At 53.8% G+C, this 25,599-nt stretch carries 22 protein-coding genes and 1 pseudogene; 12 read left to right on the plus strand and 11 right to left on the minus strand.

Features of this window, described 5'->3' with window-relative positions:
* The first annotated feature begins 55 nt into the window (after nt 1-55).
* From EDF78_RS00850 to EDF78_RS00860, 3 genes are all read left to right on the plus strand, one after another.
* Entirely contained in the window at nt 56-961 is a 906-nt protein-coding gene (locus EDF78_RS00850; RefSeq protein ID WP_133822281.1) for an SDR family oxidoreductase, read from the plus strand.
* Nucleotides 962-1,279: 318 nt separating this feature from the next.
* Nucleotides 1,280-1,504: a hypothetical protein gene (locus EDF78_RS00855; RefSeq protein WP_133822282.1), complete on the plus strand. Its 225-nt coding sequence runs from the start codon at nt 1,280-1,282 to the stop codon at nt 1,502-1,504.
* Between the two features lie 258 nt (nt 1,505-1,762).
* Complete coding sequence (locus EDF78_RS00860) at nt 1,763-3,316, plus strand: peptide MFS transporter (protein ID WP_095925713.1); 1,554 nt, start codon at nt 1,763-1,765, stop codon at nt 3,314-3,316.
* Between the two features lie 76 nt (nt 3,317-3,392).
* On the opposite strand, the pseudogene EDF78_RS00865 reads toward EDF78_RS00860, so the two are convergent.
* A pseudogene (locus EDF78_RS00865) lies at nt 3,393-4,275 on the minus strand (MurR/RpiR family transcriptional regulator).
* A 371-nt stretch (nt 4,276-4,646) separates the two neighbouring features.
* On the opposite strand from EDF78_RS00865, the gene EDF78_RS00870 reads away from it, so the two are divergent.
* Nucleotides 4,647-6,782: a TonB-dependent siderophore receptor gene (locus EDF78_RS00870; RefSeq protein WP_131693075.1), complete on the plus strand. Its 2,136-nt coding sequence runs from the start codon at nt 4,647-4,649 to the stop codon at nt 6,780-6,782.
* Between the two features lie 64 nt (nt 6,783-6,846).
* Nucleotides 6,847-7,935, plus strand: a complete 1,089-nt coding sequence (locus tag EDF78_RS00875) for an ABC transporter substrate-binding protein (RefSeq protein WP_133822549.1) — start codon at nt 6,847-6,849, stop codon at nt 7,933-7,935.
* Nucleotides 7,936-8,010: 75 nt separating this feature from the next.
* Here EDF78_RS00875 and arsC read toward each other — a convergent pair whose 3' ends face one another.
* The 5 genes from arsC to EDF78_RS25510 all read right to left on the minus strand — a co-directional run bounded on the left by arsC (nt 8,011) and on the right by EDF78_RS25510 (nt 11,325).
* A complete protein-coding gene (arsC, locus tag EDF78_RS00880) occupies nt 8,011-8,439 on the minus strand; it encodes a glutaredoxin-dependent arsenate reductase (RefSeq protein ID WP_095925716.1) in 429 nt (142 codons plus the stop codon).
* 12 nt (nt 8,440-8,451) lie between these two features.
* Nucleotides 8,452-9,741, minus strand: a complete 1,290-nt coding sequence (locus EDF78_RS00885; RefSeq protein ID WP_133822283.1) for an arsenic transporter — start codon at nt 9,739-9,741, stop codon at nt 8,452-8,454.
* 36 nt (nt 9,742-9,777) lie between these two features.
* Entirely contained in the window at nt 9,778-10,098 is a 321-nt protein-coding gene (locus EDF78_RS00890) for a transcriptional regulator (RefSeq protein WP_133822284.1), read from the minus strand.
* Nucleotides 10,099-10,300: 202 nt separating this feature from the next.
* Nucleotides 10,301-11,104 carry a deaminase domain-containing protein gene (locus tag EDF78_RS00895; protein ID WP_119824362.1) on the minus strand — a complete coding sequence of 268 codons (804 nt, stop codon included), beginning with the start codon at nt 11,102-11,104 and terminating at the stop codon, nt 10,301-10,303.
* Between the two features lie 71 nt (nt 11,105-11,175).
* On the minus strand, nt 11,176-11,325 hold the full coding sequence (locus EDF78_RS25510; RefSeq protein ID WP_162928610.1) for a hypothetical protein: 150 nt from the start codon (nt 11,323-11,325) through the stop codon (nt 11,176-11,178).
* Here EDF78_RS25510 and EDF78_RS00900 point away from each other — a divergent pair.
* Nucleotides 11,324-12,592, plus strand: a complete 1,269-nt coding sequence (locus EDF78_RS00900) for a glycoside hydrolase family 10 protein (protein ID WP_133822285.1) — start codon at nt 11,324-11,326, stop codon at nt 12,590-12,592. The genes EDF78_RS25510 and EDF78_RS00900 overlap by 2 nt on opposite strands.
* Before the next feature lie 59 nt (nt 12,593-12,651).
* Here the strand turns inward: EDF78_RS00900 and fhuE are convergent, their stop codons facing one another.
* Nucleotides 12,652-14,850 (minus strand): ferric-rhodotorulic acid/ferric-coprogen receptor FhuE, encoded by a 2,199-nt coding sequence (gene fhuE / locus EDF78_RS00905; protein ID WP_133822286.1) that lies wholly within the window; start codon nt 14,848-14,850, stop codon nt 12,652-12,654.
* 280 nt (nt 14,851-15,130) lie between these two features.
* Here fhuE and EDF78_RS00910 point away from each other — a divergent pair, with 280 nt between their 5' ends.
* Complete coding sequence (locus EDF78_RS00910) at nt 15,131-15,466, plus strand: hypothetical protein (protein ID WP_133822287.1); 336 nt, start codon at nt 15,131-15,133, stop codon at nt 15,464-15,466.
* Between the two features lie 58 nt (nt 15,467-15,524).
* Here EDF78_RS00910 and EDF78_RS00915 read toward each other — a convergent pair whose 3' ends face one another.
* The 4 genes from EDF78_RS00915 to EDF78_RS00930 all read right to left on the minus strand — a co-directional run bounded on the left by EDF78_RS00915 (nt 15,525) and on the right by EDF78_RS00930 (nt 19,494).
* Entirely contained in the window at nt 15,525-16,829 is a 1,305-nt protein-coding gene (locus tag EDF78_RS00915) for a sorbosone dehydrogenase family protein (RefSeq protein ID WP_133822288.1), read from the minus strand.
* A gap of 11 nt (nt 16,830-16,840) precedes the next feature.
* Complete coding sequence (locus tag EDF78_RS00920) at nt 16,841-17,266, minus strand: DUF2231 domain-containing protein (RefSeq protein ID WP_133822289.1); 426 nt, start codon at nt 17,264-17,266, stop codon at nt 16,841-16,843.
* A 128-nt stretch (nt 17,267-17,394) separates the two neighbouring features.
* Nucleotides 17,395-18,786, minus strand: coding sequence for a M24 family metallopeptidase (locus EDF78_RS00925; protein ID WP_133822290.1), 1,392 nt, complete (start codon nt 18,784-18,786; stop codon nt 17,395-17,397).
* Nucleotides 18,787-18,834: 48 nt separating this feature from the next.
* Nucleotides 18,835-19,494, minus strand: a complete 660-nt coding sequence (locus tag EDF78_RS00930) for a winged helix-turn-helix transcriptional regulator (RefSeq protein ID WP_133822291.1) — start codon at nt 19,492-19,494, stop codon at nt 18,835-18,837.
* Between the two features lie 380 nt (nt 19,495-19,874).
* On the opposite strand from EDF78_RS00930, the gene EDF78_RS00935 reads away from it, so the two are divergent.
* From EDF78_RS00935 to EDF78_RS00955, 5 genes are all read left to right on the plus strand, one after another.
* Nucleotides 19,875-20,402, plus strand: a complete 528-nt coding sequence (locus EDF78_RS00935; protein WP_095925727.1) for a fimbrial protein — start codon at nt 19,875-19,877, stop codon at nt 20,400-20,402.
* An 83-nt stretch (nt 20,403-20,485) separates the two neighbouring features.
* Entirely contained in the window at nt 20,486-21,163 is a 678-nt protein-coding gene (locus EDF78_RS00940; protein ID WP_095925728.1) for a molecular chaperone, read from the plus strand.
* Nucleotides 21,164-21,220: 57 nt separating this feature from the next.
* On the plus strand, nt 21,221-23,815 hold the full coding sequence (locus EDF78_RS00945; protein ID WP_133822292.1) for a fimbria/pilus outer membrane usher protein: 2,595 nt from the start codon (nt 21,221-21,223) through the stop codon (nt 23,813-23,815).
* A gap of 25 nt (nt 23,816-23,840) precedes the next feature.
* The gene (locus EDF78_RS00950; RefSeq protein ID WP_243839401.1) at nt 23,841-24,839 is read left to right on the plus strand and encodes a fimbrial protein; all 999 of its coding nucleotides are present in this window, start codon (nt 23,841-23,843) and stop codon (nt 24,837-24,839) included.
* Between the two features lie 115 nt (nt 24,840-24,954).
* Nucleotides 24,955-25,587: a winged helix-turn-helix transcriptional regulator gene (locus tag EDF78_RS00955; protein ID WP_095925731.1), complete on the plus strand. Its 633-nt coding sequence runs from the start codon at nt 24,955-24,957 to the stop codon at nt 25,585-25,587.
* Nucleotides 25,588-25,599 lie beyond the last annotated feature (12 nt).

The raw sequence follows: 25,599 nt of genomic DNA on the forward strand, positions 1-25,599 counted from the left end.
GCCGCCCGTGATGTTCTATTTTTAAAATCCATTCATCAAAAAATAAGGAATGTTTATGAACAGCAAAACAATCCCCAAATCACTGAATGAACCGCATGTGGATGCCTATCCGACGCCGCCGTTTGAGCATCAGAAACAGCCGTTTCCGGGGCTGGCCAGCAAAATGAATCCGCTGCCGGATCACGGCGAGCTGACCTATAAAGGCAGTGAACGTCTGAAAGGTCGCAAGGCGCTGATCACCGGCGGTGACTCCGGGATTGGCCGCGCGGTGGCGATTGCCTTCGCCCGAGAAGGCGCACAGGTTGCTATTAACTATCTGCCGGACGAAGAGCCGGACGCGAAACAAGTGGTCGATTTGCTGTGGGCGGAAGGGCTGAAAGTCGTGGCGATCCCCGGTGATATCCGCGATGAGAAATTCTGTCAGCAACTGGTGAAAGAGGCCGAAGAAAAACTCGGCGGGCTGGATCTGCTGATCAATAACGCCGGTCGTCAGCAGTTCTGTGATTCGATTAAAGACCTGACCACCGAAGCCTTTGATGCCACCTATAAAACCAATGTGTATGCGATGTTCTGGATCACCAAAGCGGCGCTGGAATTCATTCCGCGCGGTGGTTCGATCATTAATACCACTTCCGTGCAGGCGTTTTCGCCGAGCGATAATCTGCTGGATTATTCGTCAACCAAAGCGTCGATCATGGCGTTCACCAAAGGGCTGGCAAAACAGCTGGCGGGCGACGGGATCCGGGTCAACGGCGTTGCGCCGGGACCGTACTGGACGCCGTTGCAGATTTCCGGCGGTCAGCCGCAGGAAAAAATTGAATCCTTTGGGGAACAGGCTCCGCTGAAACGCCCGGGGCAGCCTGCCGAAATCGCACCGCTGTATGTGACGCTGGCCTCTTCGGAAAGCAGTTATTCTTCCGGTCAGATCTGGTGTTCAGATGGCGGGACAGGGACGGTGTAAGCTTCAGAGATCCGGTGAAAAATGTCCGCGTCATGTCGTCGTCTGAGACATAAAAATTGCGGATTATTCCTATTTTTCAACAGGCAGGGCAAGCCATCTCGCGGACGGGATAAAGGCAGCTATGATTGATTTATCTGTACCCCGCTACAGATAACCACTGCATTTTACCTTGTGTCTGTGTGTGCTTGCCCGCTCTGCATGCGGGCTTTTTTTTAACTGAAAATGCCCTGCTAGTGAATGACCTCAAAATTAGCAATGAGATTTATCCAATTGTGCTATATTTTAAGGATTCATTTCATCTTATGCAGAGCGCGTCACATGCCGGATATTAAAATTGTTTGCGAACAATGCGGGTCTGATCGTTTTGTTGCGGCAGCCAATACCCCGCTGGCCGATATCGTCCATTCCATTGTCTGTGCCCAGTGTCAGCACCCGGTCAGAGTGGATGAGGTGGTTATTTTCAGAGAAGGCGTTTATATCAGCGGCACCTTTGATGCTTTTCCTTCCGCCGAACCGGGCAGGTTACACGATTTTGATATATGAGGTATCAACGTATTAAAAACGCCCGAAACACGCTGCGCTGGCGACGGAAACTTGTAACAATCATTTCAAAATCTCCGCGATAAAATCTGTAAAAGTAGACATTCCTCGACTTTTCCTCTAAAACTTCTGCGGTTAATACCAGACAATACCAGTATTCAGCAATCAAATAATAACCGCTGAATGTTAAAGAGCGGCTGCACGACAGCCGCCGGGCAAGCGTATTCACAACGATTCCGACAGACTTTCTCTGGAGATTTTATGCATTCCTCTGTTAATAAAAACGAAAGCCGGACTTTCTTCGGCCATCCCTATCCGCTGGGTTCACTGTTCTTCACTGAGATGTGGGAGCGGTTCTCGTTTTACGGCATCCGTCCTTTACTGATCCTGTTTATGGCAGCGACGGTGTACGACGGCGGTATGGGACTGGCGCGCGAAAACGCCTCGGCCATCGTCGGTATCTTTGCCGGCTGTATGTATCTGGCGGCGCTGCCGGGTGGCTGGCTGGCGGATAACTGGCTGGGGCAGCAGAAGGCGGTCTGGTACGGGTCGATCCTCATCGCCCTCGGCCACCTGTCGATTGCGCTGTCGGCATTCATGGGAGACAGCCTGTTTTTCATCGGTCTGATGTTTATTGTCCTCGGTTCCGGCCTGTTCAAAACCTGTATCTCCGTGATGGTCGGTACGCTGTATAAGAAAGGCGATGCACGTCGTGACGGCGGTTTCTCGCTGTTCTATATGGGCATCAATATGGGATCTTTCATCGCGCCGCTGATTTCCGGCTGGCTGATCAAAACCCACGGCTGGCACTGGGGCTTTGGTATCGGCGGTATCGGGATGCTGGTGGCGCTGATTATCTTCCGTCTGTATGCCGTTCCGGCCATGAAACGCTATGACAGCGAAGTGGGGCTGGATTCCACCTGGAACAGTCCGGTGGCGAAGAAAAACGGTGTCGGCGGCTGGTTGCTGGCGCTGGCGGCAGGCGTGGCGGTGATCGTGACGCTGATCGCGCAGGGCATCATTGTGATCAATCCGGTCGCAGTGGCCAGCGTGCTGGTGTATGTGATCGCGGCGTCCGTGGCGCTTTATTTCATCTATCTGTTTGTGTTCGCCGGGCTGAACCGCAAAGAACGCGCCCGCCTGCTGGTGTGCTTTATTCTGCTGGTGTCTGCGGCCTTCTTCTGGTCGGCGTTTGAGCAGAAACCGACCTCGTTCAACCTGTTCGCCAACGACTATACCAACCGCATGATCGGCGATTTTGAAATCCCTGCCGTGTGGTTCCAGTCGATCAATGCGCTGTTTATTATCCTGCTGGCTCCGGTCTTCAGCTGGGCATGGCCGCGACTGGCGCAGAACAATGTGCGTCCGGGCAGTATCACCAAGTTTGTCATCGGCATTTTATGCGCGGCGGCGGGTTTTGGGATCATGATGCTGGCGGCGCAGAATGTGCTGAACAATGGCGGCGCAGGGGTTTCACCTCTGTGGCTGGTGGGCAGTATCCTGATGCTGACTCTGGGCGAACTGTGCCTCAGCCCGATTGGTCTGGCGACCATGACGCTGCTGGCGCCGGAAAGAATGCGCGGCCAGATGATGGGGCTGTGGTTCTGTGCCAGCGCGCTGGGTAATCTGGCCGCCGGTTTGATTGGCGGACACGTCAAAGCCGATCAGCTGGATATGCTGCCGAATCTGTTCGCGCGCTGTTCCATCGCGTTGCTGATCTGTGCGGCGGTGCTGTTTGTGCTGATCATTCCGGTACGCAGAATGCTGGCGAATGCGCAGGTAAAGACTGAGCAGGAAAAGGCCACCGAAGCCTGAGTTTGCACGATGCGCTTTTAGAAAGATGAGTCACACGAAGGCCGGTCTGATGACCGGCCTTCTTTATTTCTCCACGCTATTTCCCCAATTTACCGGCATGTTTCAGAGACTGATTCAAATCCTGAATACGTTTCATGGTTTTCATGGTGCGCGATGCGGTGGCGGACGCCACGGAGAGGATCAGCATTTCCAGACAAACCAGAACCGTGCCATGCAGCGGCATCCTGCCGTTTTCTCCTCCGCGTGGCACATTGATGACCAGCGCGGCTTCTTTGGCAAAATAGGAGTCAGGCGCATTGGTCAGCAAAATGACCGGAATACCCAGACGTTTCGCCTCCTGCAGGGTGGCTTTTCCCTCCCGATGGGCGCTTTTTTGCGCCATCATAATCAGCACATCCCCCCGTTGCAGGCAGATCAGTTGTTCGGCCAGCGCAATCCCGGAACGGTTAAGTGACAGGGAAGGGATGCCAATCCGGCTAAAAAGGCGGGCGCTGTAATCGGCAAGAATACCCGACGCATTCAGGCCAAACAGCGCCACCTGCCGCGCCCCTATCAGCAATGCCACAGCCTGAGAAATGGCCTGCCGGTTATGTGGCTCCGATAACGCATCGCAGGCGCGTTTATGCCCGTCGAGCACGAAATTGATCCCGGAATCAATATCACAGGCCAGTTCGCTGACGGTGGTGATCATCTTCTCTTCCGAATTAACCGCCGTACCAAACCAGGCTTCCAGCGTTTTTTTCATGTCACGTAAACCGGCAAAACCTAATGCCTGAACGGCGCGGATGACGGTGGCGTCGGAGACCTCCGTGGCGGCGGCGATTTCCATCGCGGTCGCGTCCAGTGCTGATTCACGGTTGTTCTGAATCGGTTTGCAGGCCGGGCGGCAGGGTGGATATCCGCGCACGATAGCGTTCCCCAAAAACATCAATACGCTTTTTAAGTGGAATGGCAGCCATTGAATGATCTTGCTCCTTTGCGTGTTAAGCGTTTAACCGGGAGAAATTAACGGATTTAAGTTGTGGGCTATATTAGCAATGTAGTGTTTTTCGGGAAGAAAAAATTCATTTTGCAGGGTTATTCAGGCGAAGCTTGAAAGGTAAGGGAAGGGTTTTCGGTATATCTCATTAAAAATGAATAGGTAATTATTTGGTGGGCTGTGTGATTTTGGCAAAGTCCGTCCGGCTGGCGTGTAGTGAAAATCATGAAGATATGATTTACTACTACATGCTTGCGTGTTGGAATGATAATCAATTGCATTAAGGCGCGAGACAGTCGCCAGATGTTCTTCACTGCAAAAGATGTCATATTTCACACCAGGTCGAATGAAATGAATAATAACAGGCAGTTGGCTTTTAAAAGAAAACACCATCCGGCGATACTTGCGGCTCTCTGTGGTGTGGCGATGCTGTCGCCGAAGACAGGGTATTCCGCCGGGGATGGCGATACCCTGACCATTACCGGGCAGGAACAGGAACAAAACGATCAGGGATACAGCGCAGGCACCAGTTCAGTCGCCAGTAAAACCCCGACACCGCGGCTTAACGAAGCGCAGTCGGTCAGCGTGGTGACCCAACAACAGTTGGACGATTATCAGGCCACCAGTCTTTCAGACGCGATGCGCTTTGTCAGCGGTGTCAGCGAAGGCAACACGCTGGCAGGCACGGAAGATGGCTTTGTCCGTCGCGGCTTCGGTTCCAACTCTGACGGCTCCATTTATCGCGACGGCGTGCGCAGCAGTCAGGGGCTGAATTTCGATGCCACGACAGAACGGGTGGAAGTGCTGAAAGGGTCCGCCTCGCTGCTGTACGGCATCCAGAACCCCGGCGGCGTGATCAATCTGGTCAGCAAAAAACCGCAATACGACTGGCACACCAAAGTCAGCGGGCGCTACGCCAGTGAAGGTGGCGGAGCAGGGACCGTGGACGTGACCGGTCCGCTGGGGAATGGATTTGCATTCCGTATGATCGCCGAAAAACAGGATCAGGATTACTGGCGCAATTTCGGCAGTGACAAACACACGTTAATTTCGCCGTCCCTGCAATGGTATGGCGAAAAAGCCAGCTTCCTGATCAGCTATTCGGATTACCGCTACGACATTCCTTATGATCGCGGCACAGCCTTTATTAACGGCAAACCGATCGATATCGGCTATAAAGACCGGCTGGATGACAAGTCCAACCGTGCATGGGGTCATAATAAAACGCTCAACGCGCATTATGACTGGCAGTTCAGCGACGACTGGAGCACCCGTCTCACGCTTGGCTGGAATCAGCGTCGTTACAACAATGATGAGGTCAGGGTGACGGCAGTGAACACCACCACCGGCGCTGTGACGCGTCGCGCGGATGCCAACCGGGGCTTTAATCATAAAACCAAATATGTATCCTGGGATCTGCTGGGGTCGCAGGATATTCTGGGCATGAATCACGATATCGTGCTCGGCACCGATTATGAGATGAACCAGACCTATCGCGCCCATCAGTATCAGGGGAAGTCGGACAGCAGCTTTAACTACAATAATCCGCAATATGACATTCTCTCGCCGGTGGTGGACAGCAGCACGGAAAATACCGCCAACGGCAATAACCTCAACCGTATTCACAGCCGTTCGGTGTATGCCAAAGACAGCATCTCACTGACCTCCGACTGGATCGCCGTCGTCGGGGGGCGTTATCAGCATTATGAGCAACGTGCTTCAAAAGGGTTTGATCCGGTCGTTCAGACCATGGATTCCGAAGGCAATAAGTTCCTGCCTCAGGCCGGTCTGATTTATAAAGTTACGCCTGATGTCTCGCTATACAGCAGCGTCAGTAAATCCTTTACGCCGTCCACCGATGTCGATGATGACGGTAACGTCGGCAATCCTGAGCAGGGCACCACCTGGGAAGTGGGCAGCAAATGGCAGATTACGCCGCGTATGTTTGCCAGCGTGGCGCTGTATCGCATTGATGAGCGGGATATGTCGCTCAGCATTAACGGTGAAACCCGTGCCATTGATAAAGCGCGCTCCAGCGGCGCTGAATTCGAACTCAACGGCGAGATCCTGCCCGACTGGGATGTCAGCGCGAATTACAGCTATGACAAAGCAGAAATTGTCGATGACGGTGTGAATTCCGCCAATAACGGTAACCGCCTGCAAAACGCGCCGCGCCATTCCGGTGCGCTTTATCTGAGTCATAACCTGACCGTTAACGGCCTGCCGGGAGATTTTCGTATCGGCGGGGGAGCACGGTATATCGGCACGCGGGCAGGGGATCCGGAGAACAGTTTTACCCTGCCGGATTATGTCGTGGCCGACAGTTTTGTGGCGTGGAATAACCGCCTGTTCGGTGAAAAAACGCAGCTGAAACTGAACCTGAATAACCTGTTTAACAAACATTATTACACCTCAAGCGGCGGCAATCTGCGTGTCCGTGAAGGTGAAACCCGTAATCTGATGGTACAGGCAAGTGTTGAATTCTAATCTGAAACGTATTTCCGGCCTGCGTCAGGGATACAGGCTGAACGCGATAAGGGGCGTGCTGCTGATGCTGTTTCTGGCGCTGTTGAGCCTGAACGCGCAGGCGCGAACGGTTACCGATATCGACGGCAATCAGGTTGATATTCCTGATAATCCGCAGCGCATCGTGCTGGGCGAAAGCCGCATGCTCTACACGCTGGCGATGCTGGAACCGGGCGATCCTGTCCGGCGGATTGTCGGCTGGCCGCTCGATCTGAAGAAATACGACAGTCAGATCTGGCAGATATTTGCGCAGAAATTCCCTGATATGCTGGCGATCCCGTCGCTGGGGCTGGGCGGAACGAATGATATGAATCCGGAGAAGGTGCTGGCGCTCAAACCGGATCTGGTCATTCTGCCAAGCCTTGCGCGCTACGACGATGCCGACTTACGGCTGAAAGCGATGCTCGACGCCGCGCATATTCCGGTGGTGAAAATTGATCTGCGTGTTCATCTGCTGAAAAACACCACGCGCAGTGTGGCTATCCTCGGTGAAGTGCTTAACCAGACCGCGCGGGCACAGGCTTTCAATCAGTTTTATGATGCACATATGCAGGTCATTCATGATCGTCTGGCCGCGTACCGGGGGCCAAAGCCGACGGTGCTGCTTCAGTTACATCTGGGTCGCCGTAATGAATGCTGCGTGACGGCGGTGAAGGGAAGTCTGGGCGAACTGCTGAGCTTTGCCGGAGGAGATAACATCGCCAGCAAAACGGTGCAGGGTGTTTTCGGAAGGCTGAATGAAGAAATGGTGATCATGGCGCAGCCCGAGGTATATATCGCCACCGGCGCGGGCGCGGCTGAGGATCAGAATGATTTGAAACTCGGCCCGGCCATCACGCCCGACATGGCGCTGCAAAGCCTGCGTGAGTTAACCGCCAGACAGAACGGACTGCGTGAACTGAAAGCGTTACATAATGGCCGCACCGGCATTTTATGGCAGAATTTCTATCTCAGCCCGTGGCATGTTGCGGCGACAGAGTTTATGGCCAAAACTCTTTACCTCGATTTGTTTGCGGATATCGAACCGGAAGACACCCTGAAACAGATTTTCCAGGATTATCTGCCGATACCTTATAGCGGTACGTTTATGGCTACCGGAGGGAGTACGCCATAAACAGGTCTGGCAAAGGTGTGCATCTCCGTGGGGCATTTAAATTTAGCGACTAAAAATTCTGTCAAGGATAGGTAGTTATTGTTTCAGCGGCTTACCGTGTTCATCAACAACGCGTTCACCATCTTCTTTGGTGAACGCACCGCGTTGCACATTAGTCAAAATATCCAGAACTACCTCTGAAGGTCTGCATAATCGGGTGCCCAGAGGGGTAACGACAATTGGCCGGTTAATGAGAACAGGATGTTGCAACATCAAATCAAGCAATTGGTCATCACTGAAAGAATCGTTTGCCAACCCTAATTGCTCATAAGGTTCGACATTTTTGCGTAACAAAGCCCGAACAGTGATCCCCATATCTGCAATCAGTTTTATAAGTTCCTCGCGGGATGGCGGTGTTTCCAGATACAGAATAATCGTGGGCTCAGTCCCGCTGTTGCGGATCATTTCAAGGGTATTACGTGACGTACCGCAGGCCGGGTTGTGGTAAATGGTAATGTTGCTCATATCAGTATCTCATTACAAAGTGAAAGACAGACGAAGCGCCAGTGCTGCCAGCGTGACAAACAGCACGGGGATTGTCATGACAATGCCAACCCGGAAGTAATATCCCCAGGTTATTTTGATATTTTTTTGCGACAGAACGTGCAGCCACAGCAAGGTTGCCAGACTGCCGATAGGAGTAATTTTAGGTCCCAGATCACTGCCGATGACGTTGGCATAAATCATTGCTTTTTTAATAATACCGGTTGCAGTACTGCCATCAATCGACAGCGCCCCGACCAGCACAGTCGGCATATTATTCATGACAGAAGAGAGGAATGCTGTCAGGAAGCCGGTACCCAGCGTTGCTGCCCACAATCCTTGCTCAGCCAGTTGATTCAGCAAGGAAGACAGAGAGTCGGTCAGTCCGGCATTTCGTAATCCGTAGACCACCAGATACATACCCAGCGAGAAGATAACGATTTGCCAGGGCGCACCACGTAACACCTTGCCTGTGTTTATGGCATGACCTTTCTTCGCCACAGCAAACAGCAGCAGGGCACCCGCGGCCGCAACCAGACTGACCGGTACGCCCAGCGGCTCCAGTCCGAAGAACCCCACCAAAAGCAACACCAGAACCAGCCAGCCGGTTTTAAAGGTATTCACATCACGAATGGCGTCTTTCGGTTCTTTCAGCAGGGAAACGTCATAAACGGCGGGAATGTCTTTGCGGAAAAACAAATGCAGCATCACCAGCGTAGCCACAATGGCCGCAATATTAACGGGGAACATCACCGCTGCATATTCAGAAAAACCAAGCTTAAAGAAATCTGCCGAGACGATGTTCACCAGATTCGAGACAATCAGCGGCAGGCTGGCTGTATCGGCGATAAACCCTGCGGCCATGACAAACGCTAATGTTGCCCCCCGGCTGAATCCCAGCGCAAGCAGCATTGCAATAACGATAGGCGTCAGGATCAGTGCGGCACCATCGTTGGCAAAAAGTGCCGCGACCATCGCGCCAAGCAGAACAATCCAGGTAAATAGCAGCCGACCCCGGCCATTTCCCCAACGGGCAACATGCAATGCGGCCCATTCAAAGAAGCCGGATTCATCGAGCAGAAGACTGATGATGATCACGGCAATAAAGGTGGCGGTTGCATTCCACACAATCTGCCAGACCACCGGAATATCCCCGAGATGAACGACACCCGTCAGCAAAGCCAGAATTGCGCCTAATGAGGCACTCCAGCCAATCCCCAGCCCTCTGGGTTGCCAGATAACCAGGATGAGCGTGAATAAAAAGATAGCACCAGCCAGTAACATCAGAAGCTCCATTCACATTTATTTAATCATATATATTCAGCAGGAGACTGATGCCGTGCTACTGAGCTTATTGCGTATATTGTCGCGCTCACAGTTCCAGGCTGTATCAATAATATCCGCAGCCCAGGCGGGCATATGTGGTGACAGTCGGTAATGCACCCATTTTCCTTCGCGGCGGTCGATGACCAACCCGGCTTCACGTAAGAGCGCCATGTGGCGTGAAATTTTGGGCTGAGACTCTGCTGTTGCACCACAGATGTCACAGACGCACATTTCACCAGACTCCCTGAGGAGCAGCACAATAGTCGAACGGGTTTCGTCGGCGAGCAGTTTAAAAAGCTGAACAGGTTGTAACATGCGTGACCCCGATAAAAAATAACAATACATATGATATTTCATATGTGAAGGCTTTTAAAGCAAAGCTTACAAGAAAGCCATCAGGAACTTAGCCGTTACAATCTAGGTACGCATAATCATGATTATGTTAAATTAACGATCGTACTAATAACCACCCTAGTACCCTCTGCTTCCTCTGACTTGAGTGGTTTTTATTTGTGTCTTAAATTTTCCTGTTAATCACGTTTAACTGATTTTCTCCCAGTTCGATGATTTGCTGGATCCTGATATTCTCCACAACCTCGCTATTCATTTTTAGCTGGCTGGCGAACTCATCAAATCCACGAGCCGTTGCATTGCTTCCGGTGGAAAACCAGTATGCCAGTAACATTTTAACGTTTTTATTCTTAGATAAAAAATCACTGATAATTCCGGTACAACTTTCGCAGGGAATTCTCTCAGTAATCATAATAACAGTGTTAAAATTAAGGTGTCGGTTATCAAGTAACTCTTGAAAAACATTAACCAAAATTCGCTCACCATCATGAACACGATCTGGCTGACCGGGATAACGGATGTCAACCGCGTAAAAGTGAGAGTTTGGATAAGGTTCAGAAACCCAGATCTTGTCTGTTTCTTCATGCCACAATTTGGCCGACGGTTCGCCGGTTCCTATCAGCGAAGCAATATTACTTGGGATGATATTTCCGTCAAAGTAAGCATTTCGCTGCGCATTTCTCATTTCACTGGCAAAGTTAATACTGGCAGCGATAAGCCCGTTAGAGACGATATGATCACCTTGCATTAACGAACAGGTAGCCAGATTTCCAGATAAATATTTATTGTCAGCGAAATGTTCATCGCCCTTTCTTTGCGCTTCCAGCTGATGTTTCAGGTAAATGGGATGCGTTCTGTATTCTAAGAGATGATTAAAGCAGTTAATTAATTCTTGGTGCTGCGCGTAGGTAAACATAATAACTCTGCTGTTTTTCGGGCCGGTCCAAAATTCTACTGTATCAGCGTTCATGCTGTAAATGTCACCGGATGATGAACGCTAATATAGTGCGCATTTGCTTTTTAATAATGATGCTGGCTGCCTTAAACGCCGAAGTGATTGACTTTGCGCCGGATAATCAGAAAATGTTTCTTTTCGCGCGCCCACCAGAGATCACCGGAGTTTATCATCGCCTCTTCCCGACGCTTTTCCCCTGTATGGACACTTAAAAAGACTGGCGCATTGGCTGGCATGGCGTTGCTGCTGGCAAGCTGTTCTTCCACACCGCCAAAATCACTGGTGACACCGTTGCCGCCGGTGGCCAAAAATCCGCTTCCGGCGAAACCGGTTCAACCCCATGAACCCGTACGCGGCGTCTGGCTGGCGACCGTTTCCCGCCTCGACTGGCCACCGGTGTCTTCGGTCAATACCAGCAATGCGGCAAGCCGGATCAGTCAGCAGAAACAGGCCATGACTGACACGCTGGATAAACTGAAAAGTCTCGGTATCAACACCGTATTCTTTCAGGTGAAGCCGGACGGCACTGCCTTCTGGCCTTCGAAAATTCTGCCCTGGTCAGATATGCTGACCGGCAAAATCGGCCAGGATCCGGGTTACGATCCGTTGCAGTTCATGCTCGATGAAGCGCACAAGCGCGGCATCAAAGTGCATGCGTGGTTTAACCCCTACCGCGTCTCGGTTAACACCAAACCTTCCACCGTGGCTGAGCTGAACCAGACCTTGTCGCTGAACCCGGCCAGTGTGTTTGTCCTGCACCGTGACTGGATCCGCACGGCGGGCGATCGTTACGTGCTTGATCCGGGCATTCCCGAAGCACGCGACTGGATCACCAGCATCGTGGCGGAAGTGGTGTCGCGTTATCCGGTGGATGGCGTGCAGTTCGATGATTACTTCTATTCCGAGACGGCCGGTTCCGCGCTTAACGACAGCCTGACGTTTAAACAATACGGACAAGGGTTTGCGTCGAAAGCAGACTGGCGGCGGCATAACACCCAGTTGCTGATCGAGCAGGTATCGCGCACCATCAAACAGCTGAAACCTGAGGTGGAGTTTGGTGTCAGTCCGGCAGGCGTCTGGCGCAACATGTCGCACGATCCGGCCGGTTCACAAACGTCCGGCGCGGCGGCGTATGACGAAGCCTACGCGGATACCCGTCTGTGGGTGCAAAAAGGGTTGCTGGATTATATTGCGCCACAGCTTTACTGGCCGTTCGCCCGCAAGGCGGCGCGGTATGACGTGCTGGCTCACTGGTGGGCCGATGTGGTGAAGCCCACTCACACGCGGCTTTATATCGGCGTGGCGCTGTATAAAGTGGGTGAACCGTCAAAAAGTGAACCTGACTGGATAGTCAGCGGCGGTGTGCCGGAGCTGAAAAAGCAGCTCGATATGAATGAATCCGTGCCGCAAATTAATGGCACGATTTTGTTCCGCGAAAACTACCTCAATCAGCCCCAGACGCAGGATGCCGTGCGTTATCTGAAAAGCCGCTGGGGAAGCTGAGGGTATGAAAAGAACAGGGGAAAACCTCCCCTGTTCTCTGTTAAGGAACACCTTTCACATCAGAACGCGTAATTCGCGCTGACCGAAACACTGCGCGGTTCGCCGTAAACGGCGTAATCGCTGAGCCATGAATAGTAGGTGCGGTCAAACAGGTTGTTGATGTTGGCCTGAACCGACAACTGTTTGGTCACCTGATAGCGGGTGAACAGATCGACAATCGCCGTGCTGCCCTGTGATACGCGATGAGTCTCGCCATCCGGGCCGGTCGCGTCCTGGAAGGTGCGGTTTTGCCAGTTCACGCCACCGCCGACCGTCAGATCCGGCAACATCGGCAACTGGTAACGGCTGAAGAGTTTCAGCTGGGTCTGTGGCATGTTGCTGTTCAGGCGGCTGCCGGTGTCGTCTTTCGCCACATAACGCGTTGCGCCGAAGGTCATTTGCAGATTGTCGGTCACCGCGCCGCTCACCTCAAACTCGGCCCCTTTGCTCACCGTGCCATTTGCCGCGACGTAGGCCTGTTCGCTGGAACCGTTGACAAAATTGCTGCCATCGGCCTGCGCGACATTATCCTGCTCGATGCGGAACACCGCCAGCGAGGCGTTAAGACGGCCATCCATCCACGCCGATTTCAGGCCGGTTTCGTAGTTTTTGCCGGTGGTCGGTGACAGATAATGGCCGTTGATATCGCGGTCAGTCTGCGGCTGGAAGATGGAGGTGTAGCTGGCGTAAGCCGACCAGGTGTCGTTGATGTCATACACCAGCCCGCCGTACGGCGTCACGTTGTTCTTCTGCATATTGCCGCTGCTGCCGTTGCTGGTCCATTCGGTGTAACGTGCCCCAAGGATCAGCGAAAGCGGATCTGCCAGCGAGAAACGGGTGGCGAAATAGCCGGCTTTCTGGCGAACAACATCGTCGGCGTTCAGGTACCAGTCGTCCCACTCCGGTTCGCTGACGCTGCCGTCCCAGCTGTTGCCAAAGCTGCCAATGGCATCGCTGTCAATGGAGCCATCCGCGCTGTACGTCTGGTTATGCTGGCGGCTGTAGCTGAGACCGGCGACCATCTGATGCTGACGGCCAAACAGTTCAAACGGCCCGGTGGCATAGGTATCCACGGAGTCCACTTTGCGCGTGCCACGGTCTTTACTGCCAAAACCGCTCAGCCCTTCGCCGGTAGTGTGATCCGGGAAATCCATCAGATACAGCAGTTTATCGTTAAAGGTCTGCTCGCCATGCGTGCCGTTGACGCGCCATGTCCAGCCGTTATCAAAGTCGTGTTTTACGTTGGCGAAAACCTTGCGTGACTGAATGGCGTAATTCGTCCAGTCGGCGGAGGTGTTGGTGCTGCGGTCGTAATGGGTTCGCGAACCGTCGGTGTACCAGGTCGGCAGGCCGCCCCATGTCGGGTTGCCGGTATTGTTTTCCTGATAATCGTAACCGAGGGACACCGTGGTGTTGTCAGTCACATCGGCATCGACAACGCCGTAGAAGAATTTTTTACGCTTGTGATAACGATCCAGCCAGCTGTCCTGATCCTGATAGCCCGCCACCACCCGTCCGCGCACCGACCCTTCCTGATTCAGCGGGCCGGAGGCATCCAGCACATAACGTTGCTTGTTCCAGCTGCCATAGCTGGCGCTGATGTTGCCGGTGAATTCCTTGCTGTCGGCGTGCTTACGCACCATGTTCACCGACGCCGCCGGATTGCCTGCGCCGGTCATCAGACCGGTTGCGCCACGCACCACTTCGATACGGTCATAAATCGCCGTGTCTTCTGCGGCATCGCCAAAGTTCCAGGTGTCGCTGACCGAGGAAGGAATATCGTCGTAGGTGTAATTGTTGATGTAAAAACCACGGGAGAAATAGGACACGCGTTCGCTGTCGATCACTTCCGTGGAGATGCCCGTGGTGTTGTCGAGCACATCGCCGACCGATTGCAGATCCTGATCCTGCATACGCTGTCGGGTGATCACGCTGACTGACTGCGGAATGTCGCGCGGCGTCAGGTTCATTTTGGTGCCTGCGGTGGTGGTTTTGACCGCGTAATCCTGCGCGTCACTGCTGGCCGCCGTCGCCGTGCCTTCGATCACCATATCCTGCGATTCGCCGGACGTGGCGGTGTTTGCCGTCGTGCTGGTTTCAGCCGCGTAAGCGGGATTCATCACCACAAGAATGGCCAGCGCCAGTGATGAAACGGTAAAAATCTTTCTTACATCCGGCGCGCAAGACTCCGCGACGTTTCCCCTGCCAGTAAAGGACATAACGCATTCCCATAGAATTTTTTGAGGACGCGACACTGTTTCTATTTTTTATTTTTACAAGAACAGATCGCAATGAGAACGTGAATAGTAATTATTAACATTAACCCTGTCGCGAGAAGGTTCAGATTTATTACGTAACAAATTATTAATTTAAGGTTTTCTGAAGAATAGAATGAATTTCCCGGTTTCCGGGAGCAAGTTTCAGACCATTCTGTCCCCCTGCCCGCGCTCATCAGTCTGATGTCTTCTACCCTTAAAGTGTTCAACATAAGGAGACGCTATGAGACGAATCATGCTGGCCCTCACCGTGCTTATCGCGGGCACAGCTGCGGCCGAAGACACCACGGCGCAACACACTCCCGCCACCTATATCAATATTCTGTGCAGTTCCGCGCTGAATAAACCTGACGGTTCGGTGGATTATTTCCGTAATCAGATCAAGGATGTGTCGACACAATCGCAGTCGCCGTCAGCGATAAACAGAACGGAATTTGATGAGGAGGAAGCCGATAAGGTGATTGAAACCTGGACGTCGCTCAGCAAGGCTGAACGCGAAAAAGTGACGACGCAGCAGCAATGTCAGGACACGCTGACCAAAGGCTATCAGGCCGGGTAACGATGCGGTGACTGATTAAGGAATGCGGGCTTCCCTGCCCGCATTCCTGAGCAGGATTTTATTGCGCCTTACTGACGCGCCAAAGGGTGTTTCCGGCGTCATCGGCAATCAGCACGCCCCCCTGTTTATCCTTCGCCAGCCCGACCGGCAGGCCACGCACCTGTTTCTGATCATCCGTCAGGAAGCCGGTAACGACAGGCTGCGGCAGTCCCACCGGTTTGCCGTTTTCGAATTTCACCCACATCACCTGATACCCGTTCAGCGGTTTGCGGTTCCAGCTGCCGTGTTCACTGACGAAGGCACCGCCGCGGTATTGCGGCATGTTATCGCCGGTATAGAACAGCAATCCGAGCGGCGCGACGTGCGAACTGATGGCGTAATCCGGTTTGATGGCTTTTTGCACCAGATCAGGACGCGGCGGTTTAACGCGTTCATCCACATGCTGACCGTAATAGCTGTAAGGCCAGCCGTAGAAACCATGTTCCTGCACCGAGGTCATGTAATCCGGCACCAGATCCGAGCCGATTTCATCGCGCTCATTCACCACCGCCCACAATTTCCCGCTCTGCGGCTCCCATTGCAGACCGGTCGGATTGCGCAACCCGCTGGCATAAATCCGGCTGGCACCGGTCGCGGCATCGATTTCCAGCACTGCGGCGCGATGGTCTTCCGCCCCGATGCCGTTTTCGGTGATGTTACTGTTGGAGCCGACGCCGACATACAGCTTGCTACCGTCCGGGCTGGCCAGCAGGGATTTGGTCCAGTGATGATTGATCGGCCCGCCCGGCAGCGGGGTCACCACTTCGCCCGGCGCGGTGATCTGCGTTTCGCCGGTCTGGTACGGGTATTTAATCAGGCTGTCCGCACTGGCGACCCACAGCGTATTGCCGGTCAGCTGCATGCCGAATGGCGAGTTCACGCTGGCGATAAACGGGTGTTTCTCCCATTTTCCGCCGACATTGCGCAGCAGCGTGATGCTGTTGCCACCCTCACCGCCTTTACCGGACGATTTCTGCACCAGCCCCATGATTAACTCTTTCGGCCGGAAGATCGGTTTTTTCGCCGGACCGTTGGATTCCGCCACCAGCACGTCGTTATTGGGCAGCACATAGACCTGACGCGGGTGTTTCAGGCCATCGGCGATTTTCTCGATCTTCAGCCCTTCCGCCACTTTCGGCATTTCGCCGGTTTTCCATGGCACACCTTCCGGCACTTTCATCGGCGGCATCAGGAAGTTTTGTGCTTTCGGCAGCTCAGGGTTTGCGCCGGTTTGTTTCTTCGGATCGATTTGTGAACTGTCATCGCAACTGCTCAGCAGCGCGGCGAGCGTCAGGGCGAGCAATGCCCGTTGGTGATTTTTCATCGCATGTCTCCTTATGCTGTGCGGTCGCGTAACGCGAGCTGAACGTTGGCCAGCAGCAGAAGCACCACCGTCAGCGTCGACAGAATGACGCCCGCAGGCACCACGGCGTAAGCATCGCGGCTGTGGATGAAGGCATTAAAGATGGCCAGCACGATGGCGACAAGATTCAGCCAGAAGTGCAGTCTGACCGGCGGGTTGTGGCGGTAGCGGCTGCCGACCCAGACCTGAAACAGATTGATCAGGCGGGGAATGATGGCAATGATCAGCCCCAGCACAATCAGCCAGCTGGCGGCATCCGTCCACATGTTGATAAAGGTTTTCATATACAGAATGTCGAAGATCCAGGCCGCGACAAAAAAACCAACAGGAATGGGATTTAACAGTTCGTACAGCGCCACTGCAGCTCCCCGGCGCTCTGAAATCGGGTGCGTTTGCATGTCCGTCTCCTTTACTTATCCACGGTTACCGCGCAGGAAAAGCACGGCAACCCACAGGCGTACCTGTAATAGATTAGTAAACATGATGAATTGTGACGGAGTAATTGCGGTTTTTTTGCACCTCAGGGTTATTGCTTCACCAGCGCCCGTGCCTTATCCAGCAGGAAAGGCCGCAGATAACCCACGGTGTTTGACAGCAAAATCACATCGTCGGAAAGGCGAAGGTTCAGCAAATTTGTCAGGTATTTCTTACGTGTCAGCATGCGCTGCCAGACATCCGGGAAGCGGGTTGCCAGCTCCCGGCGCAGCGTGCTGTCCGCCAGTGCCACCGTATCTTCAATACTGCTGCCGCCATAACCGGCGACCGACGGAATAATGTCGATCTGGAAAAGCATGCCGCTTTCCAGCGGGATGGACGAACCGTCATAAACCGGTGAGCACAGCCATTCTTCATCGGCCACCAGATGACCGGGATTGAGATGCCAGTGGAAATCACGTTGTGGCAGCGTTTCTTCGACCCGCCGGTAAAGCTCACCGCCGGTCATGCCGATCCGCAGCGTTTCCAGCCAGGTCACCACGGTGTGGTAATACGGCATCGCGACCCGCGCCAGCCAGTCGGAGACGGCTGGCGGTAACGCCGCTTCATTCGCCACGACATAGGCCGAACGGCTGGTCAGTCCGCCTTTGTAGCCGACGGTCAGGGAAAATTTATCGCCCTCGCGGATGATTTTATCGGAAGGATAAAGTGTCGCATGGGCAAAACGGTCACCGGTGGCGGCAATCATCACCACTGTGTTTTGCTGCCCGTCTCCTGCCAGCAACTGGCCGATCTGTTTTTCAGTTTTCCCCGGTTCAACGGCATCCAGCGCCGTCAAGACGCGGGTGGAGGCCAGATTCGCGCCGTACTCGTAAAACGCCACTTCATTGGCGTTGTTAATCCGCCGTGTGCCGCTTTCAGGGGAAATAAACAGGCCGGTGGCGTTAACGACCGCGTCATGTCCGGCGGCGGTGCGGACGGCGTCCAGCACAAACGCGGGCACATCGAAGGTGAATTTATCCGTGGCCGGATCGCAGCGGAAGAGTTTCCAGCCCGCGATGCCCGTCTGTTGCGCAGGCGCTATACCGGCGCTTTTCAGCAATTCGTGCAAAGGCTGATGAGATTGCATCGGCTGGTTTGGCAGGGAAAATACCGGCGCATGCAGACATTTGCCGGGGTTGCGGGCATGCGGCACCAGTTTCAGGTTTTCGTTGCCCATGATGTAGGTCAGTTCGGCCGTGGCACGCACCACCAGTAAGGCTTCTTCAAAACGCGGGATAAATCCGGCGAGGTATTCAAAATTGCCACCGTGTTCCTTATCGGCATAAATCACCAGATGGTCCAGACTCAGGCGTTTCATGGCGGCAAGCACCTGCTGTAAACGTAAACGCAGGGTGTCATCTGACAACACCGGCGATGCAACCTGATGCCAGACGGCCGGAGCCGGGAGGGTTTGCAGCGAATACGGAAGTTCTGGTTTCATGGCCTTTCCTTTTGCATGACAGAGAAAAGCCGATTATGCCCCGTTCGCTCAGTACCTTGAAGGAATATGATTAATCGCTTTTAGAATGCCCTTTTCCATCGTGATATAACCGCCGGTTTTCAGTTGCGCCAGAATTTTCATAATACTGCTGCGTGATAAAAACGTCCGGTTCATGACATAAGACACTGTGCTGATATTCTCTCTTATTTCTTCCGTCTCATACATCAGTTCATAAAGCTGATAACAGATTATCTCGTAGGAAGATAATGCCGAAATTTTTGCGCAATGGTCATAAACCCGCGTTGCGGTAAAAATTAAGAGATGCGCCAGACTTTTCCATAAATTTTCCCGCTCAATGATTTTATTGGCTTCTTCAAGGGGAAGATAACTGACCTCGGAGGATTCATGGATGCGGATAAATAAATAATCCGGTTCAGTGAGTTGCGTGCTCAACCCAAATACATAAGGGGCGGATTCCGAGTTTAACACCATGCCGTCAATTTTACGGTAAAGCAAAACGGTGCCTTTGTGTAATAAGAAGCAATGTCGTTCACCGCCTGACGTGTAGTTAAGTAACTGGCCGTCTTTTGTTTCTAATTTGTTAGAAAACGGATTCAGGTTTTTCATCAGTATATCGATATCACCGATCGGTTTTTTATCTCTTACGTTACAGTTGTCTGTAAAGAAAGGCTTTTTCCCGTCATGCATTCTGTTGCTCTCCACGAAATAATGTTACCGGCCGGCGCTGGATGACCGGTAATTTCTGCGTGGATTATGCGAATTACAGAAAGGTTATAAAGTCGTTTGTCGGTGTAAAATTACACTCATAATTCCCTTGAATCAGTAAGCCTGTTTATATCAGAATTGTCGTAAGCAATAAACGCCACGAAAATTGATCCCGGCCGTGATTTTATGAAAAGAGAGATTATTAATATCCTGATTCATATTTTACGCTGCGATTGACGGCCTCCTGTTGCCCATCAGAACGTCATTTACTCATGGACATTCCGGTCGCGTGAAATCGTTATTCATCAATAACGAATATTCATTACGCCCGGCGTCGGAATAGTTTTACTCAAGGAATTGTTATGAAAAAGAATCTTATTGCTGCTGCTGTTGCTATGACCGCTGTGTTTTCTGCTTCTTCCGTTTTAGCAGCAGGTGGACAGGTTAATTTTACGGGTGAAATCATTGATGCGGGTTGTGACATCGTGAACACGCCTTCCAATCCGCTGAACGTCAATATGGGCAGTGTGGCGAAAACCGAATTTACCGGTGCAGGCTCTACCGCTGCGGCGACGAAATTCGTGCTGCAACTGAAAAACTGTCCGGCGACAGTCAGCACCGCGTCCGTCAAATTTGATGGCACCAACGTTCAGGGTAATACCGGTGTACTGGCACTGACGCCACAATCTGGCGTCGCCACCGGCGTAGGCATTCAGATTTCTGATGCGTCTGATAACGTGCTGCCGCTGTTCACAGATTCTCAGGCTTATGCACTGACCACCGCGCAAGATAACAACCTGGAGTTCGTCGCACGCTACATCGCCACGTCTTCCACCGTTAATGCCGGTCCGGCCAACGCGGCAGCCAACTTCTCGGTCACCTACAACTAATTTCTGCTTTCCCGACGGGTAAAGCCTGTTAATCCGGCTGGCAATGTCTTTGCCAGCCTTCTTTCTGTTTTCGGAGTTAACCAATGAACATCATCCCTGCCACCTTGCTGGCGGCATTACTGCTGTCTGCTGTCTCCGCACAGGCCGGTGTGGTCGTGGGCGGTACACGCCTGATTTATGACGGCAATAAAAAGGAGTCTTCACTGAGCGTCAGCAATCCGGACACGCAGCCTTATCTGGTCCAGAGCTGGACGGAAACGGTCAGCGGCGGCGCTGAGAAAGCCCCCTTTGTGATCACGCCGCCGCTGTTCCGTTTAGGTAACGGCCAGACCAATGTGCTGCGCGTGGTGCGGGCCGGTGGAAATCTGCCCGCAGATAAAGAATCGCTGTTCTGGCTGAACATCAAAGCCATTCCTTCAGCGGAAAAAGATCACAGCCAGAACACCCTGCAGATTGCGGTCAAAACACGCATCAAGCTGATTTACCGTCCGCAAGGGCTGAACGGCGTGCCGGAAGATCTGACCGACCAGTTGCGCTGGCAGCGCAGCGGCAATCTGTTGCAGGTGAGCAACCCGACACCTTTCTACATGAATTTTATGGAAATCCGCCTTGGCGGACAGGCGCTGAAAGAGGTGACGTATGTCGCGCCGGGAACCACCGCCAGTTTTGCCCTGCCAGCAGGCGCGGGCGGTAACACCGTGAGCTGGAAAATTATCAGTGATTACGGCGCTATCGGCGTGGCACACAGCAAAGCGTTGTAAGTCAAACGGCGTGGGATACCCCACTGGGCAAATGTTGAAAACAGGGATGTGGAAATCATGAAGAGCCAAAATAAACGGAGTCTGTGCCAGCCATGCCGGCGTTTCAGCCGTCTGGCCTGTTTCATCGCCGGGCAACTGACGCTGCTCGGCAGCTCATCATTACCTGCTTATGCCAGTGATTATTTCAATCCGGCGTTGCTGGAAAGAGACAATCCCGGTCAGGGAACCACGGATCTGACGGTGTTCGAACAAGACACCGGCCAGTTGCCGGGGGTGTACCGCGTGGATATTTATCTTAATAACCAGCAGCAGGACACCCGCGACGTGACGTTTTCCATGCGTAAAGATGCTCAGGGTCAGGAAAGCCTGCAGCCCTGCCTGAGTGTCGCGCAACTCAGTGAGATGGGCGTCAAAACCGATCTGTATCCGGCGCTGGGCGAACACAGCGCGCAATGCGCCGATCTGCGTGCCATCCCGCAGGCCAGTGCCGAATTTCGTTTCAGCGCACAGCAACTTCTTCTCAGCGTGCCGCAGATTGCCATCGCGCAAAAAGCCCGGGGATATGTGGCGGAAAGTCAGTGGGACAACGGTATTCCGGCGTTTTTACTCAACTACAACCTGAGCGGTGCTGCCAGCAGCGGGCGGGGAAATCACGCCACTGACGGGCAGTCGCAATACGCCAACCTGCGTCCCGGCATCAACGCTGGTCCGTGGCGTTTGCGTAATTACACCACCTGGAACCGCGACAGCAGCGGTCAGGATAAGTGGGACACGGTATATACCTACGCATCGCGCAGCATTATTGCGCTCAAAAGCCTGATGGTGCTGGGCGACAGCACCTCGCCCGCCGATGTGTTTGACAGCGTGCCGTTTCGCGGCGCGCAACTGGCTTCCGACGATGACATGGTGCCGGACAGCCTGAAAGGCTATGCGCCGGTGGTTCGCGGTATCGCGCGCACCAACGCTCAGGTGATTATCCGCCAGAACGGCTATGTCATCGATCAGCGCTATGTGGCACCGGGCGCGTTTGAAATCACCGACATGTTCCCGACGGGCGGCTCCGGCGATTTGATCGTCACCATCAAAGAAGCCGATGGCAGCGAGCAGATTTTTGCCGTGCCTTTTGCCTCGCTCCCCGTTCTGCAACGTGAAGGACGGCTGAAATACAGCCTGACCGGCGGCCAGTACCGCGCTTATGACAACAGCGTCGAACGTTCGTCCTTTATGCAGGGCACGGTGATTTATGGTTTACCGCAGGGGTTCACGGCGTACGGCGGCGGGCAATATGCCGGTCACTATCAGTCCCTCGCGCTCGGGCTGGGGAAAAATCTGGGGGATCTGGGCGCCCTTTCCGCAGACGCCACCGTCGCGCGTTCGGCCCTGCAAAACACCTCACAGGAAACCGGACAGTCATGGCGGGTGCGCTACAGCAAAAACATCGTGCAGACCGGCACCAACTTTGCGATCGCCGGTTACCGCTATTCGACTGACGGCTATTACAGCCTGCAGGAAACGCTCGACACCTGGCGTGAGACACCGCTGACGGTACAGACAGAACGCCGCCGCAACCGCAGCGAGATGACCCTGAGTCAGAACCTGTGGGAAGACGGGGGATCCGTGTCCCTGAGCTGGGTCAGTCAGGATTACTGGAACAGCAGCCGCACACTGCGCTCTGTCGGCATCGGCTATAACAATGGCTGGCACGGTATCAGCTACGGGCTGAGCTACAGCTACAACATCAATTCCACGTCAGGCGACAGCGGCAACAGCGGATATCACGCCAGCAACGGGCGGATCTACAACAAAGATCAGGTCTTCGGATTCAACCTCAGCGTGCCGCTCGGCGGTGTCACGGGCAATACCTACGCCACTTATAACGTCAATACCAGCCAGCAGGGCAACACCTCACACAGTGCGGGCCTGAGCGGGACGGCACTGGCGGATAACAATCTCAGCTGGTCCGTACAGGAAGGCTACGGCACCGGCGGGACCGGCAACAGCGGCAATATGAACGCCGATTATCGCGGCACCTACGGCGAAGTCAGTGCCGGTTACGGCTATGACCAGAACAGCAAACGGCTGAATTACGGTTTGCAGGGCGGCATTGTGGCTCATCAGCAGGGGGTTACCTTCGGTCAGCCGATGGGCGAAACCGTCGCACTGGTCGAAGCGCCGGGCGCGAAAGGCGTGGGTATCAGTAATCAGACCGGGGTGAAAACCGACTGGCGCGGTTACGCCATCCTGCCTTACACCACGCCTTACCGGCAAAATCAGGTACAGCTGAACACCGAAACGCTGCCGGAAGACGTCGAACTGACGCTCACCAGTCAGAACGTGGTGCCGACCCGTGGCGCGGTGGTCAGGGCCAGTTTCGACACACACGTCGGCCAGCGTGTGCTGATGACGTTACTGCGCGCAGGCGGCGCGCCGGTACCTTTCGGTGCGACGGTGGACGATCCGGCACAGGCCAGCGTGCAGGGCTTTATCGTCGGCGACGGCGGTCAGGTGTACCTGACCGGACTGGCAGACAGCGGCCTGCTGAATGTGCAGTGGGGCAAAAATGCGGGTGAACATTGTCAGGTCAGATTTAGCCTGACAAAACCAACGACCGGCAGCGCGGGCGTTCAGATGCTGAACGTGCCTTGTCAGTGAGGGAATGATGAAGATAACGAAATGGATGAAAAGGATCCTATTGCTGGCGGGTCTGGTGTCGGGGCTGTGTTTTCTCTCACCTGCGGCGCAGGCGGCTAACTCGGGTTGCACCAGTTCCCCCGATATTCCGGGGAAGGCGACGTTAAGCGCCGTGGCCGTGGATGCCACATTGCCGGTCGGCTCCGTGATCCCCGGCACCGAAAGGGCATTCAGTTTTGCAGGTAACTGCGCCGCCATCAGCGGCGTGCCGCAAGGGGCGGTGATCATCACCTGTTACTATGGTTCAGGGACTGAAGTTGCCGGGATGCCGGGTGTGTATAACACCGGCGTCAGCGGGATCGGCATCGCGCTGGTGAACGGTGCCGGGCAACGGGTGGCTGGCGGAGGTGCCGGATGTGACACGCGAAATACCCCGCTGGGGTATATCTCCAATACGCCTGCGAAAACCTTTTCCATCAACATGACGCTGGAATTAGTTAAAACCTCGGCCACGGTGGGTTCCGGCTCGCTCCTGCGCGCACAGACTATCTTTGGGATTGGTATGTACAACACCGGCTACGGTCTGGGGAGTAATGCGGACAGTTCGGTGTCTTACTCAGGGAACATCATTTATAAAAGCGTCGCCTGCACGACCGGCATCACCGTGCCCGTGCGGCTCGGGCGGATCCCCGCTTCCGACTTTCGGGGCGTCGGTTCTACCTCAGCACAAACCCTGTTCACCGTGCCGGTCACCTGCGATACCCCGGTTAACGTCAGCATGTCGATGTCATCGCCGGTGTATGCGTCTAAGCCCGCCGGGGTTATCGGTTTAACCCCGGCGGCCGGTAATGCGGGGGGCGTGGGGATCCAGATGTTGTACAACAATTTGCCGGTGGTATTTGACAGCTATTTCCCGGTCGGTGCGATCGCCAGCGCAGGCGCGACGCTGAATGTGCCGTTCACGGCCCGCTATTATCAGTCAGCGGCCACCGTCACGCCGGGTATCGCCAATGCTACCGCGACGTTCACGCTCGCCTATCAGTAAAGAAAACTCACATTTTTACCTGCCGGGAAGCCGGGTTTCTTTGCGTATAGTGGCAGGGAATTATGCTAAATTTAAAGCAATTCCCTGCCATTATCTTCTGCACAGGTACATCAATATGTCTGCTGAGAATGCCCCGGGCAATGCCCTCGATCAGGCCACCGCCGAGCTTTTCGAGAAACTCAGCCCCTGTGTGCAATTCAAACCTGTTCCTCCCGGCTCACGTTTTTATCTTCATGAAAACGGGGAGGTCTATTGTTATTTCATCCGCAAAGGCTGGTTCAAGATATTCCATAACCCTGAGCCGGTACTGATCGGCACCCTCTCCGTTCCGGGCATTATCGGTCTGGGTGGCGCGGTGCCGCCGGGATCCCGTATGTTTATTCAGGCACAGGACGAATCAGAAATTGCGGTTGCCACCGTAAAAGAAATGCGTGAAGTGATTGAGCGGCTGGATTTGTGGGAACTGATGACGCGGCATCTGATGAGGATGAGTCAGAAACTGTATGTCAAAAGCAGTCTGCTGATGGCCCCGACCTCTTATGAAATTCTCCGGCACCAGCTTCTGGAACTGATCAGTGAACCGCCGGAAATTCGCGAAAACATTCCTGCTGCCCAATATATTCAGCTCAAGACGCAACTTTCCCGCAGCACGATCATGAAAGTGCTGTCGCAACTGAAACAGGGGGGATATGTGACGCTGGATAACGGCATTCTGAAAGAAGTGATCCGCCTGCCGCTGAAGTACTGAACGGGCAATACG

The sequence above is a fragment of the Rahnella sp. BIGb0236 genome (genome assembly GCF_004364755.1).
Taxonomy (GTDB): domain Bacteria; phylum Pseudomonadota; class Gammaproteobacteria; order Enterobacterales; family Enterobacteriaceae; genus Rahnella; species Rahnella victoriana.

Coding starts and splice junctions, on each gene's coding strand:
- EDF78_RS00850 (WP_133822281.1), top strand. CDS start 56: ATGAACAGCAAAACAATCCCCAAATCACTGAATGAACCGCATGTGGAT.
- EDF78_RS00855 (WP_133822282.1), top strand. CDS start 1,280: ATGCCGGATATTAAAATTGTTTGCGAACAATGCGGGTCTGATCGTTTT.
- EDF78_RS00860 (WP_095925713.1), top strand. CDS start 1,763: ATGCATTCCTCTGTTAATAAAAACGAAAGCCGGACTTTCTTCGGCCAT.
- EDF78_RS00870 (WP_131693075.1), top strand. CDS start 4,647: ATGAATAATAACAGGCAGTTGGCTTTTAAAAGAAAACACCATCCGGCG.
- EDF78_RS00875 (WP_133822549.1), top strand. CDS start 6,847: ATGCTGTTTCTGGCGCTGTTGAGCCTGAACGCGCAGGCGCGAACGGTT.
- arsC (WP_095925716.1), bottom strand. CDS start 8,439: ATGAGCAACATTACCATTTACCACAACCCGGCCTGCGGTACGTCACGT.
- EDF78_RS00885 (WP_133822283.1), bottom strand. CDS start 9,741: ATGTTACTGGCTGGTGCTATCTTTTTATTCACGCTCATCCTGGTTATC.
- EDF78_RS00890 (WP_133822284.1), bottom strand. CDS start 10,098: ATGTTACAACCTGTTCAGCTTTTTAAACTGCTCGCCGACGAAACCCGT.
- EDF78_RS00895 (WP_119824362.1), bottom strand. CDS start 11,104: ATGAACGCTGATACAGTAGAATTTTGGACCGGCCCGAAAAACAGCAGA.
- EDF78_RS00900 (WP_133822285.1), top strand. CDS start 11,324: ATGGCGTTGCTGCTGGCAAGCTGTTCTTCCACACCGCCAAAATCACTG.
- EDF78_RS25510 (WP_162928610.1), bottom strand. CDS start 11,325: ATGCCAGCCAATGCGCCAGTCTTTTTAAGTGTCCATACAGGGGAAAAG.
- fhuE (WP_133822286.1), bottom strand. CDS start 14,850: ATGTCCTTTACTGGCAGGGGAAACGTCGCGGAGTCTTGCGCGCCGGAT.
- EDF78_RS00910 (WP_133822287.1), top strand. CDS start 15,131: ATGAGACGAATCATGCTGGCCCTCACCGTGCTTATCGCGGGCACAGCT.
- EDF78_RS00915 (WP_133822288.1), bottom strand. CDS start 16,829: ATGAAAAATCACCAACGGGCATTGCTCGCCCTGACGCTCGCCGCGCTG.
- EDF78_RS00920 (WP_133822289.1), bottom strand. CDS start 17,266: ATGCAAACGCACCCGATTTCAGAGCGCCGGGGAGCTGCAGTGGCGCTG.
- EDF78_RS00925 (WP_133822290.1), bottom strand. CDS start 18,786: ATGAAACCAGAACTTCCGTATTCGCTGCAAACCCTCCCGGCTCCGGCC.
- EDF78_RS00930 (WP_133822291.1), bottom strand. CDS start 19,494: ATGCATGACGGGAAAAAGCCTTTCTTTACAGACAACTGTAACGTAAGA.
- EDF78_RS00935 (WP_095925727.1), top strand. CDS start 19,875: ATGAAAAAGAATCTTATTGCTGCTGCTGTTGCTATGACCGCTGTGTTT.
- EDF78_RS00940 (WP_095925728.1), top strand. CDS start 20,486: ATGAACATCATCCCTGCCACCTTGCTGGCGGCATTACTGCTGTCTGCT.
- EDF78_RS00945 (WP_133822292.1), top strand. CDS start 21,221: ATGAAGAGCCAAAATAAACGGAGTCTGTGCCAGCCATGCCGGCGTTTC.
- EDF78_RS00950 (WP_243839401.1), top strand. CDS start 23,841: ATGAAAAGGATCCTATTGCTGGCGGGTCTGGTGTCGGGGCTGTGTTTT.
- EDF78_RS00955 (WP_095925731.1), top strand. CDS start 24,955: ATGTCTGCTGAGAATGCCCCGGGCAATGCCCTCGATCAGGCCACCGCC.